Consider the following 16468-nt stretch of genomic DNA (forward strand, 5'->3'; position numbering starts at 1 on the left):
CGCGGAGGGTGTGGTCACTTCCTGAAGCCGATGTCCTGGAAGCGCGGGGTCGCGAAGCCGAAGGCGCCCGCGTTGAGGACGTCCTTGCGCAGGGCGACCAGCTCGGGGCGCTGGTAGAGGGGGATGGAGCCGGCCGCCGCCCAGATGCGGGCGTCGGCGCGGGCGGCGAAGTCACGGGCCTTGTCGGGGTCGAGTTCGCCTGCGGCCTGGTCGAAGAGCTGGTCGATGAGGTCGGTGCCGACCCGGGGGTAGTTCTGCGCGACGACCAGGGAGCCGTCCGGCGCCGGCTCGGGCTTGGCGAAGATCGGACGGGTGTCGGTCGCCGGGTAGGGGGTGCCGGGCCAGCCGTAGAGGGCGAGGTCGAAGTCGCCGGCGGCGACGTGGTCACGGAAGAAGCTGTCGTCGGCGACCCGCTGCAGCTCGGTGCGCACGCCGATGCCCGAGAGCATGGTGGCGATGCGGTCACCGACCGCGTTCAGGGTCGCCGAGGACTTGGGGAGCACGAAGCGCAGCGTCAGCGCCTTGCCGTTCTTGCGCAGCACCGTCTTGGCCGGTTCGACGACGCTGACCTCGACCTTGCGGGCGGGCGCCGCCTGGTTGCGCTCCGCGGCCCCGGCGCCACTGCCGGTGCCCGCCCCGGCACCGGGGTCCAGGGCGGTGCGCTGCCATCCCGCGGCGGCCAGCAGCGCGCGGGCGGCCTTCGTGTCGGAGGTGCCCAGCGCGGAGCTGTGGTCGGCGTACCCGGCCTGGGTGAGCAGCAGCAGGTGGTTGCCGAGCGGTTCCTCGGGCAGGCCGAGCGGGCCCAGCACCGCCTTGGCGATCGCCCGGCGGTCCACCGCGCGGGCCACGGCGTGCCGCACCTCGTCGTCGGCGAGCGGCCCGGTGGAGCCGTTCAGCGCGAGCTGCGTGTAGGAGGCGGCGCGCGTCCGGTACACGGCCACGTGCTTGCCGGTCACGTCGCGGTCGACCTCCGCCACGTCCAGCGCGCCCGAGGCCAGGTCGCCGGCCCGCTCGTGCGCGGGCGTCACGGCGAGGACCAGTTCGGACAGCTTGGCCCGGTCGCCCCACCACTTGGCGTTGCGTTCCAGCGTGACGGACTTGCCGCTCGCGCTGCGGACCTTGAAGGGCCCGCCGGACACCGGCAGCGTGCGGCGCGCCCCCTCGTTGAAGGACTTGGCGGTGCCGGTGACGGCCTTGGGGTACAGCGGCGTGAACAGCGCCTGCCAGTCCGCGTACCGCTTCTTGAAGGTGACCTTCACCTCGTGCGCGTCCTTGCCGGCCGTGACGGCCGAGATCCGGTCGTACCCGGCGTTGCGCGCGCTCCAGAACGCGTCGTCGGTGCCGCGCAGCGCCTTCCACTGGGCGGCGAAGTCGGCGGCTCCGATCGCGCGGCCGTCGCTCCAGACCGCCTTGGGGTCGAGCCGGTACGACACCACCTGCTGCGGCTCGCTGCGCACCACCTTCGCCGACCGCAGGAGGTCGGTGTCCATCTGGGGGCGGCCCTTGCCGTCCAGCCGGAAGGTGGCCGGCAGGACGGCCCCGGCGACCAGGGAGGTGGTCTCGTTCGCCCCGGCCTGGTACGCGTTCAGCGTGCCGGGGGCCGCGTCCACGGCCCAGCGCAGGGTGCCTCCGTCGCGCACCCCGTCGCGCGGCGCCGAGGCGAGGTCGGTCCCGGCGAGGGGGTCGTCCTTGCCGGCGGAGCACCCGGCGGAGGCGGCGACCGCGGCGGCGAGTGCCACGGCGGTCGCGGAACGGATCAAGGTGGCGCTGCGGGCCATGCGTGCGTACCTCCGCCAGGGAGCCATGATCACGGGGCGGTCTATTTGCCGCTTATCGCACCTACTGAAAGCCATTCCGCGACCCGGACGCCCTCGACACGTCGCGAGTCCCCGCCCTCCCACCCGCCCGGCGCAACGCCGCGGCGGGCCCCCGCCCCGCGGAGCGGGCGCCGCCCCCGCACGGGTGCGCGGCCTTCGGGGGAATCCCCACGCCACGGCGCGTCCGCACCGGGCGCGCGCCACCCGTAGGTGGGAGAATCCGTGCAGATCCCTTCCCAAGCGCGACTGTGACGCGCGACACTCGCTTGGCGCCAGCGTCGTGCACCCGCAACGTGGCGGAGGTGAGGACAGCCATGTCCCTGCAGGACGAACTTGCATCGGTACAGCGCCGGCTCGACGAACTGGGCCGGGCCGTGTCCAAGCTGGAGCAGCACGTCGGCGACAGCCTGGACATGAGGCGTGTGCGTGCCGACACGAAGCACCTCAGCGACGACCTCGCGCTGCTGCGCGACAGCGTCGGGACCACCCCGGCCGCGCAGAAGCCGCGGCAGGACATGGTGACGATCCCGGATACGCCGTACGACCCCAGTCTCTGGTCCGGCGCGGAAGACGAAGGGCTGGGGGCGCCGGGCCGCCGAGCGCCCTAGGGAGTAGTCCTTGGCCACCGACACACAACCCCCCGCTCCACCGACTCCACCCGCTCCACCCGCGCGCCACGGCGTACTTTCCGCCGGGCGCGCGGCCATTCCGGCACGACATCTGCGCACCGACCGCTGGTGGGTGCAGCCCCTGCTGACCGCGCTCGGCCTGGGCGCCTTCGTCGTCTACTCGACCTGGCGGGCCTTCGCGAACGCGCACTACTACGCCGAGCCGTACGTCTCGCCGTTCTACTCGCCCTGCCTGGGCGCGAACTGCGCGGACATGCCCCTCGGCGCCCGCTGGCCGCTGTTCGGCGACTGGTGGGGGCTGTCGCCCGCGCTGCTGGTGCTGATCTTCCCGCTGGGCTTCCGCCTGACGTGCTACTACTACCGCAAGGCGTACTACCGCGGCTTCTGGGCCTCGCCGCCCGCCTGCGCGGTGGCCGAACCGCACGAGAAGTACACCGGTGAGACGCGGTTCCCGCTGATCCTGCAGAACATCCACCGGTACTTCTTCTACTTCGCCATCCCGGTCGCCGGGATCCTGACCTACGACGTCGTGCTCGCCTTCCGCGACGAGCACGGGGCGTGGGGCCACATGGGCCTGGGCACCCTGGTGCTGCTGGTGAACATCGCCCTGATCTGGGCGTACACCGCCTCGTGCCACTCCTGCCGGCACATCGTCGGCGGCCGTCTGCGGCACTTCTCCAAGCACCCGGTGCGGTACCGCGTGTGGACCTGGGTGGGGAAGCTCAACTCCCGCCACATGCTGCTGGCCTGGCTTTCGCTGGTGAGCGTGGCGCTCGCCGACCTGTACGTCTACCTGGTCGCCAGTGGGGCGTTCGACGATCCGAGGTTCTTCTGATGGCACAAGTCGAACGGCACGCGTACGACGTCGTCGTGGTCGGCGCGGGCGGGGCGGGGCTGCGCGCCGCCATCGAGGCGCGCGAGCAGGGCATGCGTACCGCCGTGATCTGCAAGTCGCTCTTCGGCAAGGCGCACACCGTGATGGCCGAGGGCGGCATCGCCGCGAGCATGGCCAACGTCAACCCGCACGACAACTGGCAGGTCCACTTCCGCGACACGATGCGCGGCGGGAAGTTCCTCAACCAGTGGCGGATGGCGGAGCTGCACGCCCGGGAGGCACCGGACCGCGTCTGGGAGCTGGAGACCTGGGGCGCGCTCTTCGACCGCACCAAGGACGGGCGGATCTCCCAGCGCAACTTCGGCGGCCACGAGTACCCGCGCCTGGCGCACGTCGGCGACCGCACGGGCCTGGAGCTGATCCGCACCCTCCAGCAGAAGATCGTCTCGCTGCAGCAGGAGGACCACCGCGAGTACGGCGACTACGAGGCCCGGCTGAAGGTCTTCCAGGAGTGCACGGTCACCCGGGTGCTCAAGGAGGACGAGCGGAGCGAGACGGGGGTACCCCCCGGCCGAAGGCCCGGGGGCAAGGTGTCCGGCGTCTTCGGCTACGTCCGCGAGTCGGGCCGCTTCTTCGTCGTCGAGGCGCCCGCCGTGGTGCTGGCGACCGGCGGCATCGGCAAGTCCTTCAAGGTGACGTCGAACTCCTGGGAGTACACCGGCGACGGGCACGCGCTGGCGCTGCTCGCCGGGGCGCCGCTGATCAACATGGAGTTCGTGCAGTTCCACCCGACCGGGATGGTCTGGCCGCCGTCGGTGAAGGGCATCCTCGTCACCGAGTCGGTCCGCGGCGACGGCGGGGTGCTGCGCAACTCCGAGGGCAAGCGGTTCATGTTCGACTACGTCCCCGACGTCTTCAAGGAGAAGTACGCGCAGAGCGAGGACGAGGGCGACCGCTGGTACGAGGACCCGGACAACAACCGCCGGCCTCCGGAGCTGCTCCCCCGCGACGAGGTGGCCCGCGCCATCAACTCCGAGGTCAAGGCGGGCCGCGGCTCCCCGCACGGCGGGGTGTTCCTGGACGTGTCGACCCGGCTGCCCGCCGAGGTCATCCGGCGCAAACTGCCCTCGATGCACCACCAGTTCAAGGAGCTGGCGGACGTCGACATCACCACGGAGGCCATGGAGGTCGGCCCCACCTGCCACTACGTGATGGGCGGCGTGGACGTCGACCCGGACACCGCGGCGGCGGCCGGGGTGCCCGGGCTGTTCGCGGCCGGCGAGGTGGCCGGCGGCATGCACGGCTCCAACCGGCTGGGCGGCAACTCCCTCTCCGACCTGCTGGTCTTCGGGCGCCGGGCGGGTCTGCACGCGGCCGAGTACGCCGCAGGGCTCGGCGACGCCCGGCCGGCGGTCGCCGAGTGGCAGGTCGACTCCGCGGCAGCGGAGGCGCTGCGGCCGTTCAGCGCCGAGGCCGAGGCCGTACCGGACGGGGCGCCGGAGAACCCGTACACGCTCCACCAGGAGCTGCAGCAGACGATGAACGACCTGGTCGGCATCATCCGCCGGCAGGGCGAGATGGAGGAGGCGCTGACCCGGCTGGACGCCCTGCGGGTCCGGGCCCGGCGGGCCGGCGTCGAGGGGCACCGGCAGTTCAACCCGGGCTGGCACCTCGCCATCGACCTGCGGAACATGCTGCTGGTGAGCGAGTGCGTGGCCCGGGCGGCGCTGGAGCGCACCGAGTCCCGGGGCGGTCACACCCGGGACGACTACCCGGAGATGGACCGCCGCTGGCGCAAGCTCAACCTGGTCTGCGAACTCCCCGACCCGGCGGACGCGTTCGGCGAGGTGACGGTCGGCCGGCGCGAGACGGAACCGATCCGGCCCGACCTGCTCGCGCTCTTCGACAAGGACGAGTTGCTGAAGTACCTGACGGACGAGGAGCTGGACCGGTGAGTTCGTACACGGCGCACTTCAGGGTCTGGCGCGGTGACGCGGACGGCGGCGGGCTCCAGGACTACCAGGTCGAGGTCCACGACGGCGAGGTGGTCCTCGACATCGTCCACCGCCTGCAGGCCACCCAGGCGGGCGACCTGGCGGTGCGGTGGAACTGCAAGGCCGGCAAGTGCGGCTCGTGCAGCGCGGAGGTCAACGGCAGGCCGCGGCTGATGTGCATGACCCGCATGTCGGTGTTCGACCGGGAGGAGACCGTCACGATCACGCCGATGCGGACCTTCCCCGTGGTGCGGGACCTGGTGACGGACGTGTCCTTCAACTACGAGAAGGCCCGGGAGGTGCCGTCCTTCGTCCCGCCCGAGGGCGTGGCGCCGGGCGAGTACCGGATGCACCAGCAGGACGTCGAGCGTTCGCAGGAGTTCCGCAAGTGCATCGAGTGCTTCCTGTGCCAGGACACCTGCCACGTCGTCCGTGACCACGAGGAGAACAAGAAGGCGTTCGCCGGTCCGCGCTTCCTGATGCGGGTGGCGGAGCTGGACATGCACCCGCTGGACGCGGCGGAGGAGCAGGGCCTGGACCGCAAGCGGTCGGCCCAGGAAGACCACGGACTGGGCTACTGCAACATCACCAAGTGCTGCACCGAGGTCTGCCCCGAGCACATCAAGATCACCGACAACGCGCTCATCCCGCTCAAGGAGCGCGCGGTGGACCGCAAGTACGACCCGCTGGTCTGGCTCGGCGACAAGATCCGCCGCAGGAGCTGACCGGGACCGTCCCACCCGGCGTCGGGGCGCTGCTCAGAAGAGGCTGAGCAGCGCCTCGATCGTGTCCTCGCCCGTGCTGCCCTCGCCCTCGGAGGGCAGGTCCAGCTCGAACCACACCGTCTTGCCGCGGTGGGTGCGGCGGGACCCCCAGCGCGTGCTCAGCAGGGAGACCAGCTGCAGTCCGCGGCCGCCCTCGTCGGTGGCGCGGGCGCGGCGCCGGCGCGGCTGGACGAGGGCGTCGTCCCACACCTCGCAGACCAGCGTGCGGTCGCGCAGCAGACGCAGCCGGATGTCGCCCTGGCCGTGCCGCAGGGCGTTGGTGACCAGTTCGCTGACGAGCAGTTCCGTGGTGTCGACCAGCGCGGCCAGGTCCCAGGAGAGCAGGCAGTCGCGGGCCAGTTCGCGGGCGCGGGCCACGGAGCGGGGGTTGGGCTCCAGCGTCCAGTCCCCGACGGAGTCGGCGGGCAGGCCGTGGACGCGGGCCATGAGCAGGGCGATGTCGTCCTCGCCGTGGGCGGTGTCCAGCCGGGCGAGTATGTGGTCGCAGACGTCCTCCAGCGGCCGCTGGGGTTCGTCGAGCGCGGCCCGGAAGGCGCGCAGGCCCTCGTCGAGCGGGTGGTTGCGGGACTCGACGAGGCCGTCGGTGTAGAGGGCGAGCAGGGCGCCGTCCGGCAGGTCGACCTCGACCTCCTCGAAGGGCTCCCCGCCGACGCCCAGCGGCATCCCGGTGGGCACCTCCAGCATCATGGCCTGCTCGCCGGGCTCGACCAGGACCGGCGGCAGGTGGCCGGCGTTGGCGATGGTGACCCGGCGGGAGATGGCGTCGTAGACGGCGTACACGCAGGTGGCGAGGTAGACCTCGGACAGGTCCGAGCCGTCGGCCTCCTTGCCGCGCCGGCTGCTGCGGCCGTCGCCGCTGCCGCCGAGGCCGCGGGCGACCTCGTCAAGGGCGGTGAGCACGTCGGCCGGCTCGATGTCCAGCAGCGCCAGGGTGCGTACGGCGGTGCGCAGTTCGCCCATGGCGACGGCGGCGCGCAGACCGCGGCCCATGACGTCGCCGACGACGAGCGCCGTGCGGTGACCGGGGAGTTCGATGACGTCGAACCAGTCGCCGCCGACCTCGGTCTCCATGTTGCCGGGCAGGTAGCGGCAGGCGATGTCGAGTCCGGCGGCCTCGGGATTGCCCGGCGGGAGCAGGCTGCGCTGCAGGATGAGGGCGCGTTCGTGCTCGCGCCGGTACAGCCGGGCGTTGTCGATGAACACGGCGGCACGGGCGGCGAGTTCCTCGGCCAGCATCCGGTCGCGCTCGGAGAAGGGCTCACTGCCCTTGGCGCGGGCGAACTGGACCAGGCCCAGCACGGTGTCGCGGGCGACGACGGGCACCGCGAGGGTGGACTGCACCAGGCCGCCGCCGAGTTCGCCGAGTTCCACCTCCTGGTCGCCGCCGTCGGCGCCTATGACCTGGGTCTGGGCGGTGCGCAGGGCGCCCGCCCAGGGCGAGTTGAAGGGGTAGCGGTGCACGGCGCCCACCGAGACCGGGCCGCCCGCGTGGCCGCCGTCGAGCGGGACCACGGGCGCGTCGGACACGGCGCTGGCGAAGGCGACCCTGCGCACCTCGCCGCTGCCGTCGGCGGTGCCGACCGGGCCCTCCTCGCCGACCAGCAGCGCCTGGTACAGGTCGACGGAGGCCAGGTCGCAGAAGTGCGGCACGGCGACGTCGAGCAGTTCGCGGGCGGTGGTCTCCAGGTCCAGGGAACTGCCGATGCGCCGGCTGGCCTCGTTGAGCAGGGCGAGGTTGCGGCGGGTGTGCGCGGCCTCCCGCTCGGCCCGCTGGCGCCCGGTGACGTCCTGGGCGAGGCCGGCGACACCGATGGGGCGCCCGCTGCCGCTGTGCAGCCGGTACAGGGAGATCGACCAGCGCCTGCGGTTGTTGGTGCCCGAGCCGGAGGGGACGGTGCCCACGATCGTCATGTCCAGGACCGGATCACCGCTGTCCAGCACCTGCTTGAGCGCGGCCGTGAGCCGGTCGGCCTCGACGCGGGACAGGAAGTCGTGCGGGGTGCGGCCGCGGTGGTCGCCGGCGTGCCGGCCGAAGACGGTGGCGAAGCGCTGGTTGACCCGGAGCAGCTTGAGGTTGGTGTCGAAGAGGATGAAGCCCATCGGCGACTGGCCGAACACCGCCTGCGAGGACGCGAGGTCGGTCTCGATCTGGCGCAGCACGCGGACGTCCACGGCGATGCACAGCGCCCCGCGCGCCCCGGTCTCGCTGCGCGAGGGCATCACGTAGACCTCGGCCAGGCCCTCCTGGCCGGCCTTGTCGCGGTACGGCACGGTGCCGATCCACTCGCGGCCGTCGAGGATCTCCGCGATCCGCTCGTGCGCCCGGGTGCGCCGGTCCTCGGGGACGAAGGCGGTGATCGGGTCCTGGCCGAGCGCCTCGGACGCGGGAACGCCGAAGAACTCCTCGGCGCGCTCGCTCCACTGCTCGATCCGCCCGTCGGGGCCGAGGGAGAACGAGGCCACCCGGATGTAGTCGTAGAGGGAGCCGGGCGGACTGGACTGCCAGGCGCTCTGTGTCACGGCCTCAGGGTTCCGGGGCCCAACAGCCCCCGACGGCTCATCGCTCACGCCCGACCCCTCCAGCTCACACATACGGACCGGCTGGTGCCGAGTATCCAGCATTACCCCCGTTCCGCACATGCACTTGTCGATCACAGCATCATCTCGAGGCGTACGGATTCCGCCGACGCCCCACTTCAACTACCCTGCTCCGGCCCGCCGAACCGTGCGTGACCGGTCATCCGCGGGAGCCGCACGCGGCGGCCGCCGGGCCGCAGGGGAGGGCGAGCTCGAACCACACCGTCTTGCCCAGCGGGCCGTGCCGCGTCCCCCAGCGCCGGGAGGCGTGGGCGACCAGTTGCAGTCCGCGGCCGCCCTCGTCCTCCTCGGCCGGGGCGCGCCGGCGGGGCGGGTCGGGCAGCGGGTCGGAGACCTCGACCAGCAACGACGTACCGCGCACCATGCGCACGCCGATCGGCCCGCGGGCGTACCGCAGGGAGTTGGTGACGAGTTCGCTGACGAGCAGCACGGTGACGTCGGTGAGCTCGCGCAGGCCCCACTCCGCGAGGGTCTCCCGTACGTGCCGCCGGGCACGGCGGACGGCGCTCGGCTCGGCCGAGAACGTCCAGTGGGCGGTACTGCCCTCCGGGAGGCCGCCGAGGCGGGCCACGAGCAGGGCCACGTCGTCGGGTTCGCGGCCCTGGACGAGGGTGGCCAGCAGGTCGTCGCAGGCCTCCTCCAGGGAGCGCAGCGGACGGCGGGCGAGCACCGACCGCAGCCGGTCCATGCCGACGCCGATGTCCTCGCCGCGCGCCTCGACCAGGCCGTCGGTGTAGAGCACGAGGACGGAGGAGTCGGGCACGTCGAGCTCGACCGACTCGAACTCCACGCCGCCGACGCCCAGCGGCACCCCGGCCGGGGAGTCCAGCAGCCGGGCCCGGCCGCCCCCATGGGCCGCTGGCTCCACCAGGACGGGCGGCGGGTGCCCGGCGCGGGCCACGGCGAGCCGCCGGGTGGAGGGGTCGTAGACGGCGTAGACGCAGGTCGCCGTCCAGCCCTCGGCGGTGCCCGCCGCGAGGTCGTCGCCGAGGTCGTCGACCCGGCGCAGCAGTTCCTCCGGCGCCATCTCCAACGCCGCCAGGGTCCGCACGGCGGTGCGCAGCCGGCCCATCGTCGCGGCGGCGCGCAGCCCGTGGCCGACGACGTCGCCGACGACGAGGGCGACCCGGCCGCCGGCGAGCGGGATGACGTCGAACCAGTCGCCCCCCGCCGCCGCCCCGGTGCTGCCGGGGACGTAACGGAAGGCGAGGTCCACGCCGGGCGGCTCGGGCACGCTCCGCGGCAGCAGGCTGCGCTGCAGCATCAATGCGCCCTCGCGCTCGCGGATGTAGAGGCGGGCGTTGTCCAGGGCGGCGGCGGAGCGGTCGCACAGTTCCATGGCGAGGTCGACGTCGTCCCGGTCGAAGGGTTCGCGCCCGCCGGCGCGGCTGACGACCAGCAGCCCGAGGACGATGCCGCGGGCCCGCAGCGGCGCGACCAGCAGGGAGTGGATGCCGAGGTCCACGGCGGCCTGCACCTTGGGGTCGCCCGGGAAGGTGGCGACGCCGTCGCGCAGTTCGTCCGCGCTGCGCACCAGGGCGGGCCGCGCGCTGTGCAGCACGGAGCCGAAGACGGACGCCCGGTCGACCTGGATGACCTTGCCGATGCCGAGCATCCGGTCGACCAGGGGCCCCTCCTTGACCGCCCCGATGCCGAGCTGGCGCATCTCGGTGCGCTCCCCGTACGGGGCACCGGGCAGTTCGCCGCCGTCCGGCACGGCCGCGTGCAGGATCACCCCGCTGTAGTCGCTGAACCGCGGCACGACGGTCCTGGCCAGCTGCTCGGCGATCCGCCGCACGTCCAGCAGGTCCGCCAGGCACGAGCCGACGTCGTTGAGCAGCGCCAGCCGGCGCCGGGTGCGCTCGATCTTCTCCGCGCTCTGCTGGCGCTCCGTCACGTCCATCACGCTGCAGCTGATGCCCAGCACCCGGCCCGCGCGGTCCTCCAGCCGGTGGTACGACACCGAGCGCCAGCCGCCGGAGGGGCCGGGCACGACGACGTCGATGACGGGGCGTCCGGTGGCCAGCACGTGCCGCTGGAGGGTGGTCAGCTCGTCGGCGGCCCCCGCGGTCACGATCTCCTCGACGCGGTGGCCGAGGGTGTCCTCGGCGCGGACCTCGTTCATCCGCGTCAGTGCCTCGTTGACACGGACGTAGCGCAGCTCGGTGTCGAAGATGGCGACGCCCAGCGGCGAGGAGTCGAAGAGCGAGTCCAGGGCGGCCAGGTCGTGTTCCATGCCGCGGATCCGGCTCGTCTCGGCGATCGACACCAGGACGAAGGGCCGGCCGTCGCCGTCCACGAGGAGCGAGGCCCGCGCCTCGACCTGCACCCGGTGGCCGTCGCGGTGCCGGACGGCGAGGACGCCGTCCCAGCGGCCGGTGCGCAGCAGCTCGGCCAGGATCCGCTCGCCGGGACCGGGCCGGGGCACGGAGGGCGTCCGCCGGGCGGCGGACACGGCTTCCGGGGGCCGCCCCGCCCGGCCGCCGTCCTCGGCGGGGTCGAGCAGGGCGGAGATCCGGCGGCCCACGATGTGCTCGCCCGCCCAGCCGAGCATCTCCTCCGCGAGGGGGCTCCAGAGCAGGACCCGGCCGGAGGTGTCGAGCATGACGACGGCCAGCCGCAGGGTGTCGAGGAGCGTCCCGGAGGCGGTGGGCGGCCCGCCCGGCGCCCGTCCCACGGGCCCCGGCTGGAGCCCGGCGTGGGCGCGCCCGTGCCCGGCCGGGGACCCGGGGCGTCCCGGGGCCTCGCCCTTCGCCGTGCCGTCCTCGCTCCCGCTCACGTGTGGGGACCCCAGACCATCGCAGGGCCACCGGCTCGGGGCCGGTCCCCGTCGGTGGATCAATCCCCCCATACCCGATATTCCGCACCGCATATCCGTCCCGGCGCGCCGCGGAGGGGGCGGGGAGGCCTCGGCGCCGGGTGGTGGGAGGTCGGGGCGGCCCAAGGGCCCTGCGGGGTCGGCGATGTGGGGGTCGCGGGGCGTCCGGGCGCCGGGGGCGGGGGCGGGGGCCGGGGTCGCGGGGCGTCCGGGCGGCGCGGGGCCCGGGAGTTCCCCTCCGGATCGCCGGGCGTCGGCCCCGCGGGGCCCGTCCGGGTCCGGAGCCCGAGCGGGCCGGGGGGTCCGGGCGTCCGGCCGGGGCGGGCCCGCGTCCGGAGGGAGCCGCCAGGGACGGGAGGGGCCGGATCAGTCCTGGGGGGCGGCGCGGGTGGCGGCCCAGGTGGCGGCGGGGCGGTCCTGGTCGAGCCAGTCGACCTCGTCGAGGCGGTCGGGGGTGAGCCAGCGCAGCTCGTCGTGGTCCTCCAGGGGCCGGGGCTGTCCGGAGAGGATGCGGGCGGTCCACACCTGCAGGACGTAACCGGGCTTCAGCGGCCATTCCCCGGGGACCCGCTCCAGCGCCTCGGCCTCCACGCCCAGTTCCTCGCGGAGCTCACGGACCAGTGCCTGCGGCGCCGTCTCCCCGGGTTCGAGTTTCCCACCAGGCAGTTCCCAGCGCCCCGCCAGCTCCGGCGGCGCGCTGCGCCGTGCCGCGAGCAGCCGGCCCCGGTCGAGCACGGCCGCGCCGACCACCACCGTCACGTCGTGCGTCGTCATGGGCGGCACCCTATCCGCGGCGGACGGCTACGACGCGCGCCGGTCTATCCGCTCGATGAGGTAGAGCTGCTTGTGGCCGCGGGCGTCGAGGGTGTCGGCGACGCGTTCGGCCTCCTGCCGGGTGGCGTAGCGGCCGACCCGGTAGCGGTTGCCGTTGTCGTCCTGACGTATGACGACCCAGACCAGCTCGCTCATCGGATCTCCTCCAGGTGCGCCACGTTGGCCCGGTCGTCGTCCTCGTCGCTCGGGGCGCCGGCGAACCAGGCGTCGAGGATCTCCCGGAGCAGGGGCCCGCTGGTCAGGCGCAGGCTCAGGGCGAGGGCATTGGCGTCGTTCCACTTGCGGGCGCCGTCAGCTGAGTACGCGTCGGCGCAGAGGGCGGCGCGCACGCCGGGCACCTTGTTGGCGGCGATGGAGGCGCCCGTGCCCGTCCAGCAGCACACGACGGCCTGGTCGGCGCGGCCCTCCGCGACCTCGCGGGCGGCGGTCTCCGCGCTCCAGGCCCAGTCCTCGCGGTCGCCGGCGCGCAGCGCGCCGTAGGCGACCACGGTGTGCCCGCGACGGCGCAGTTCGTCGACGACCAGTCGCGCGACCGGCTCGTCCATGTCCGAGGAAACGGCGATGCGCATATGCCGGAGCCTACGCCCGAACGTGACGCGCCGGACACGTTCGGGCAGTATTCGACTCGATCGGGCCATGTTCGATGGGGAGTTGACTCAGAAGGGGCTCTTGCCCGCGCCCTTCGTACATCGGTGTGCGCCCCGGCGCCGCCCTCCGCCCCGCGCGCACCCCCGGCGCCCCGCGGGCACGCGGCCCACCAGCGGCCTTGCCGGCGCCGGCGCACAACGGGCGCGGCCCGCGGCGCCGGGCCGGCGCGGCCCGGCCCGCTCCCCGGGCGCCGCCCGGCGCCCGAGGGGGGTCACTTCACCGGCATCCGGTACGACACCCGGTAGCGGTCGGCCGGGATGACGATGTCCGCGGTCTCGACGGGCAGCCCCGACGCGTAGTACGTACGGCGGATCTCGATGACGACGTGCCCGGGCACCCCGCCCAGCACCGCGGTCTCCTCCGCGAGCCCGGGCCGGGCACCGACGTCCTCGGCCACGTTGTCGACCACGACGTCGAGCGCCGCCATGCGCTCCACCACCCCCTGGCCGGCCAGCGGGCCCTCCTCGGGCAGCAGGACGGGCGAGCGGCCGGTCACCGACAGCGGCTCCCAGGACGTGGCGAGCATCATCGGCTCGCCCTCCGTCCGGTAGAGGTAGCGCGTGCGCATCACGCGGTCGCCGGGCTTGACGCCCAGCCGCTCGGCGATGCGCGCGTTCGCCGTGTCCTGGAAGCTGTTCGACTCCCAGGTGCCCTTGAAGCCCTCGTCGGCCTGCTCCTGCCGGAACGGCGTCGCCTGGCCGCTGCCGGGACGGTAGCCCGTGCGCACGACCAGCCGCGGGTCGGGGCGCTCGCGCACGTACGTCCCGGAACCGGAACGGCCCTCGACGAAGCCCTCGGCCATCAGCACCTTGCGGGCCTCGAGGGCGACGGTGTCCGACACCCCGTACTCGGCGCGGATGCGGGCCTGCGAGGGCAGGCGGGTGTGCGGAGGGAGGCTGCCGTCGAGGATCTTCCGGCGGAGATCCTCGGCGACGCGCAGGTACGCGGGCTGCTCACCGAAAGGCACGTGCCCCTCCCTCGGGTTGACTGTGTGCAACAGCTTGACAACTCAGGGTTGCCACCCGCAAGCCTTCCGCAAGGCTTTACCCGTGTCGCGTCACCCGGGCAGCAGATCGAAGGCCGCCAGGACCACCCTGGCGTGCTGCTCCGCCTGGTGCCGCACCGGGATCCAGCGGGCCCGGTGCGCCGTCGCGTACGCCTCGCACCAGTCCGCCACCAGCCGCTCCAGCAGTTCCCGCACGGCCGCCGACGGGACGGGCGGCAGCTCCGCCGCACGGACCACCCGCAGCAGCATCGCGGCGGCGCGCAACGGCAGTCGCTGCGCGTAGATCTCGACGCTGCTGACCCGGGCCCGGGTCATCGCGGGCAGCGGCGGCGCGGCCGCCGTGCGCAGCGCCGGGTCCCAGTCGGCGGCGAGCGCCGGACCGACCGCCACGATCTCCTGCGCGGCGCGCAGCAACGGCCCGCCGTCGTCGGGCAGGTGCGGCCGCACCTCCCCGATGAGCCCGCCGACCAGCAGGCTGGCGCGGCGCAGCGCCTCCCCCGCGGTGCGCAGCGCCCCGTCGGCACCCGGGTGCGGCGAGGTGTCCGCGGCGCGGTCGCACGCCCACATGGGCACCTCCGCTATCGCGGTCACCCCGCCGTACCGGTGGGCGTACGTCCAGGTGGAGTTGGAGGCGTCCTCGGGCGGGCCGCCGGGCGGCGGCAGCACGTACACCCCGGGGCCGGGGCTCGGCCAGTGGAAGGCGTCGGAGGAGCCGGCCTCCAGGGGGATGTCGAACTCGGCGGCGGACTTGGCGATCCGCTCCGCCAGTCGTGGGATGTCCCGGGTCACCTGGATGAAGGTGCCGCCCACGTCGATGCCGTGCAGCGAGCACTGCAGCACCGGCCGCAACTCGTCGATGACCCCGATCAGCGCCCGGGTCTCGGGCAGGGCTCCGTCCAGGGTGCCGTCGTCCGGCAGCCACTCGGGTTGCTCCGCGGCGCGCGGGCGGAAGAAGTGCCGGTAGTGGCCGAGCATCGTGAACCGGGCGTCGGGGACGGCCTCGTTGAGCCGGGCGCCGTCCGGGTCCGCGCACAGCAGGAAGTGCCAGGCGGCGTCGGTCTCGTCGCGCAGCGTGGGGTCGGCGGTGACCCGGCGGGCCAGCAGCAGCGCGGTGGCGCCGCCGACCATCTCGTTGGCGTGCGGGCCCGCCACCACCAGGACGTTGCGCGATCCGTGCCCGACCGAGAGGAGCAGCAGCGGCTCCCCGGCCCGGGACAGGCCCACCGTCCGCAGCCGGCAGACATCGGGCCTGCGCAGCGCCAGGGCCCTGGCCGCCGCGGCGACCTCGTCCACGGTCGGGTAGCGCTCGCCGACGGCGGTGTCCCCCGGAGATGTCATGCGGCCCCCCGCCTCGGTCCCTACGGTCAGGTTCGGATTGTTCCAATCCGTACGGAGCGGGGGCTAGAGCGCGTAGGGCGGCTGTCCGGCCCGGCACGACGGAGGGGTACGACTGCTGACGCAGCCGTACCCCTCCTCCGCACGGCGGGTGCGGGTGCCTGCGAAGGTCAGTGCCGGCGGGCGGCCTGACGGCGACGGGTCGCGACGACCACGGCGCCACCGGCGGCCAGCAGCACGGCCGCGGCGGCCGAGAGCATGCCGACGTTGCCGCTGCCGGTCTCGGCGAGGTCGCCCGAGCCGCCGTTGGGGGACTCGGAGGTCTCGGCCTCGACGGACCCGGACGGGGAGGCGGAGGCCGAGGCCGACGCCTCCTCGGAGGCGGGGGCGGTGTCCGAGGGGGTCGCGGTCGCGGCGGGGGAGGTCTCCTCGCCGCCGGCCGGCGTGGTCTCGTCACCGGCGGGGGTGGTCTCGTCGCCCGCGGGGGTGGTCGGGGTGTCGGTGGCCGGGGTGGACGGGACGGTCTGCGTGGTGCAGTCCTTCGTGCCGCCGTTCCACCAGGCGATCTTCTTGTCGCCGATGACCGCGTGGTCCGGGCCCTCGGGCAGGTCGCCGTGCTCGTAGCCGTCGTTGGCGTCCAGGACGCCGTCGTACTTCTTGTTGCCGTAGTACAGGTCGACCTGCGCGAAGCAGGTGACGTCCGGGACGGCCACGTCGAGCGTGTCGGTGCCGGTGGTGATCTTCACGGTGTCCCAGTCGTGGAACACCTGCTTGCCCGACGTCTGGAAGGTGGCGCCGTGGGTGCGGTAGGAGGCGAGGGACACGGTGCAGGACGAGGAGCCGTCCGCGACCCGGACCTTGACGTGGACCTTGCCGTCCTCGCCGGGCTTGAGGTTGACGTCGTCGACCTTGACCGACGGGTACCAGGCCGTACCGTCGAGCGAGAACTCGCAGCGGTCGGTGGAGGTCTTGGTGCCACCGCCCTGGCCGGGCTTGTAGCCGTGGTGGCCACCGCGGTCCCAGCCCTTGCCGCCCGGGCAGTCGCCGGCCCAGGCGGAGGTGGCACCCACGGCGGTGAGGGCGACGGCCGCGGCGCTCACGCCCAGCAGCCGTCCGACGGTGACACGTCGCGATATGGACATGCAGAACCCAATCTTGGCGTTGCGTGG

The 16468-nt window shown here is 73.8% G+C and carries 13 protein-coding genes; 4 read left to right on the forward strand and 9 right to left on the reverse strand.

Features of this window, described 5'->3' with window-relative positions; all coding sequences use genetic code 11:
- Window positions 1-14 precede the first annotated feature (14 nt).
- Window positions 15-1778, reverse strand: coding sequence for an ABC transporter family substrate-binding protein (locus tag ACZ7MY_RS33005; RefSeq protein ID WP_499607145.1), 1764 nt, complete (start codon window positions 1776-1778; stop codon window positions 15-17).
- A gap of 353 nt (window positions 1779-2131) precedes the next feature.
- Between ACZ7MY_RS33005 and ACZ7MY_RS33010 the strand changes: the two genes are divergently transcribed.
- From ACZ7MY_RS33010 to ACZ7MY_RS33025, 4 genes are read left to right on the forward strand one after another with little or no spacing between them, the layout of a single operon-like run.
- Entirely contained in the window at window positions 2132-2425 is a 294-nt protein-coding gene (locus ACZ7MY_RS33010; RefSeq protein WP_499607147.1) for an Rv0250c family protein, read from the forward strand.
- A 10-nt stretch (window positions 2426-2435) separates the two neighbouring features.
- Window positions 2436-3281, forward strand: coding sequence for a succinate dehydrogenase subunit SdhC (gene sdhC / locus ACZ7MY_RS33015; RefSeq protein WP_499607149.1), 846 nt, complete (start codon window positions 2436-2438; stop codon window positions 3279-3281).
- A complete protein-coding gene (locus ACZ7MY_RS33020) occupies window positions 3281-5236 on the forward strand; it encodes a fumarate reductase/succinate dehydrogenase flavoprotein subunit (RefSeq protein ID WP_499607152.1) in 1956 nt (651 codons plus the stop codon). Before sdhC ends, ACZ7MY_RS33020 begins: the two co-directional genes overlap by 1 nt.
- Window positions 5233-6000, forward strand: coding sequence for a succinate dehydrogenase/fumarate reductase iron-sulfur subunit (locus tag ACZ7MY_RS33025; protein WP_499607154.1), 768 nt, complete (start codon window positions 5233-5235; stop codon window positions 5998-6000). The genes ACZ7MY_RS33020 and ACZ7MY_RS33025 overlap by 4 nt, the downstream gene beginning before the upstream one ends.
- Before the next feature lie 33 nt (window positions 6001-6033).
- Here the strand turns inward: ACZ7MY_RS33025 and ACZ7MY_RS33030 are convergent, their stop codons facing one another.
- From ACZ7MY_RS33030 to ACZ7MY_RS33065, 8 genes are all read right to left on the reverse strand, one after another.
- On the reverse strand, window positions 6034-8652 hold the full coding sequence (locus tag ACZ7MY_RS33030; RefSeq protein WP_499607156.1) for a SpoIIE family protein phosphatase: 2619 nt from the start codon (window positions 8650-8652) through the stop codon (window positions 6034-6036).
- 145 nt (window positions 8653-8797) lie between these two features.
- Window positions 8798-11437, reverse strand: coding sequence for a SpoIIE family protein phosphatase (locus tag ACZ7MY_RS33035; RefSeq protein WP_499607159.1), 2640 nt, complete (start codon window positions 11435-11437; stop codon window positions 8798-8800).
- 405 nt (window positions 11438-11842) lie between these two features.
- Window positions 11843-12250 (reverse strand): (deoxy)nucleoside triphosphate pyrophosphohydrolase, encoded by a 408-nt coding sequence (locus ACZ7MY_RS33040; RefSeq protein WP_499607161.1) that lies wholly within the window; start codon window positions 12248-12250, stop codon window positions 11843-11845.
- A gap of 27 nt (window positions 12251-12277) precedes the next feature.
- Entirely contained in the window at window positions 12278-12445 is a 168-nt protein-coding gene (locus ACZ7MY_RS33045; RefSeq protein ID WP_361808082.1) for an SPOR domain-containing protein, read from the reverse strand.
- A complete protein-coding gene (locus ACZ7MY_RS33050; RefSeq protein ID WP_499607164.1) occupies window positions 12442-12879 on the reverse strand; it encodes an RpiB/LacA/LacB family sugar-phosphate isomerase in 438 nt (145 codons plus the stop codon). The genes ACZ7MY_RS33045 and ACZ7MY_RS33050 overlap by 4 nt, the downstream gene beginning before the upstream one ends.
- A gap of 290 nt (window positions 12880-13169) precedes the next feature.
- The gene (locus ACZ7MY_RS33055; protein ID WP_499607167.1) at window positions 13170-13925 is read right to left on the reverse strand and encodes a GntR family transcriptional regulator; all 756 of its coding nucleotides are present in this window, start codon (window positions 13923-13925) and stop codon (window positions 13170-13172) included.
- A gap of 90 nt (window positions 13926-14015) precedes the next feature.
- A complete protein-coding gene (locus ACZ7MY_RS33060; RefSeq protein ID WP_499607170.1) occupies window positions 14016-15302 on the reverse strand; it encodes a M14 family zinc carboxypeptidase in 1287 nt (428 codons plus the stop codon).
- 167 nt (window positions 15303-15469) lie between these two features.
- Window positions 15470-16441, reverse strand: coding sequence for a hypothetical protein (locus tag ACZ7MY_RS33065; protein WP_499607172.1), 972 nt, complete (start codon window positions 16439-16441; stop codon window positions 15470-15472).
- Window positions 16442-16468 lie beyond the last annotated feature (27 nt).

It is taken from the genome of Streptomyces sp. NPDC111520 (assembly GCF_055635295.1).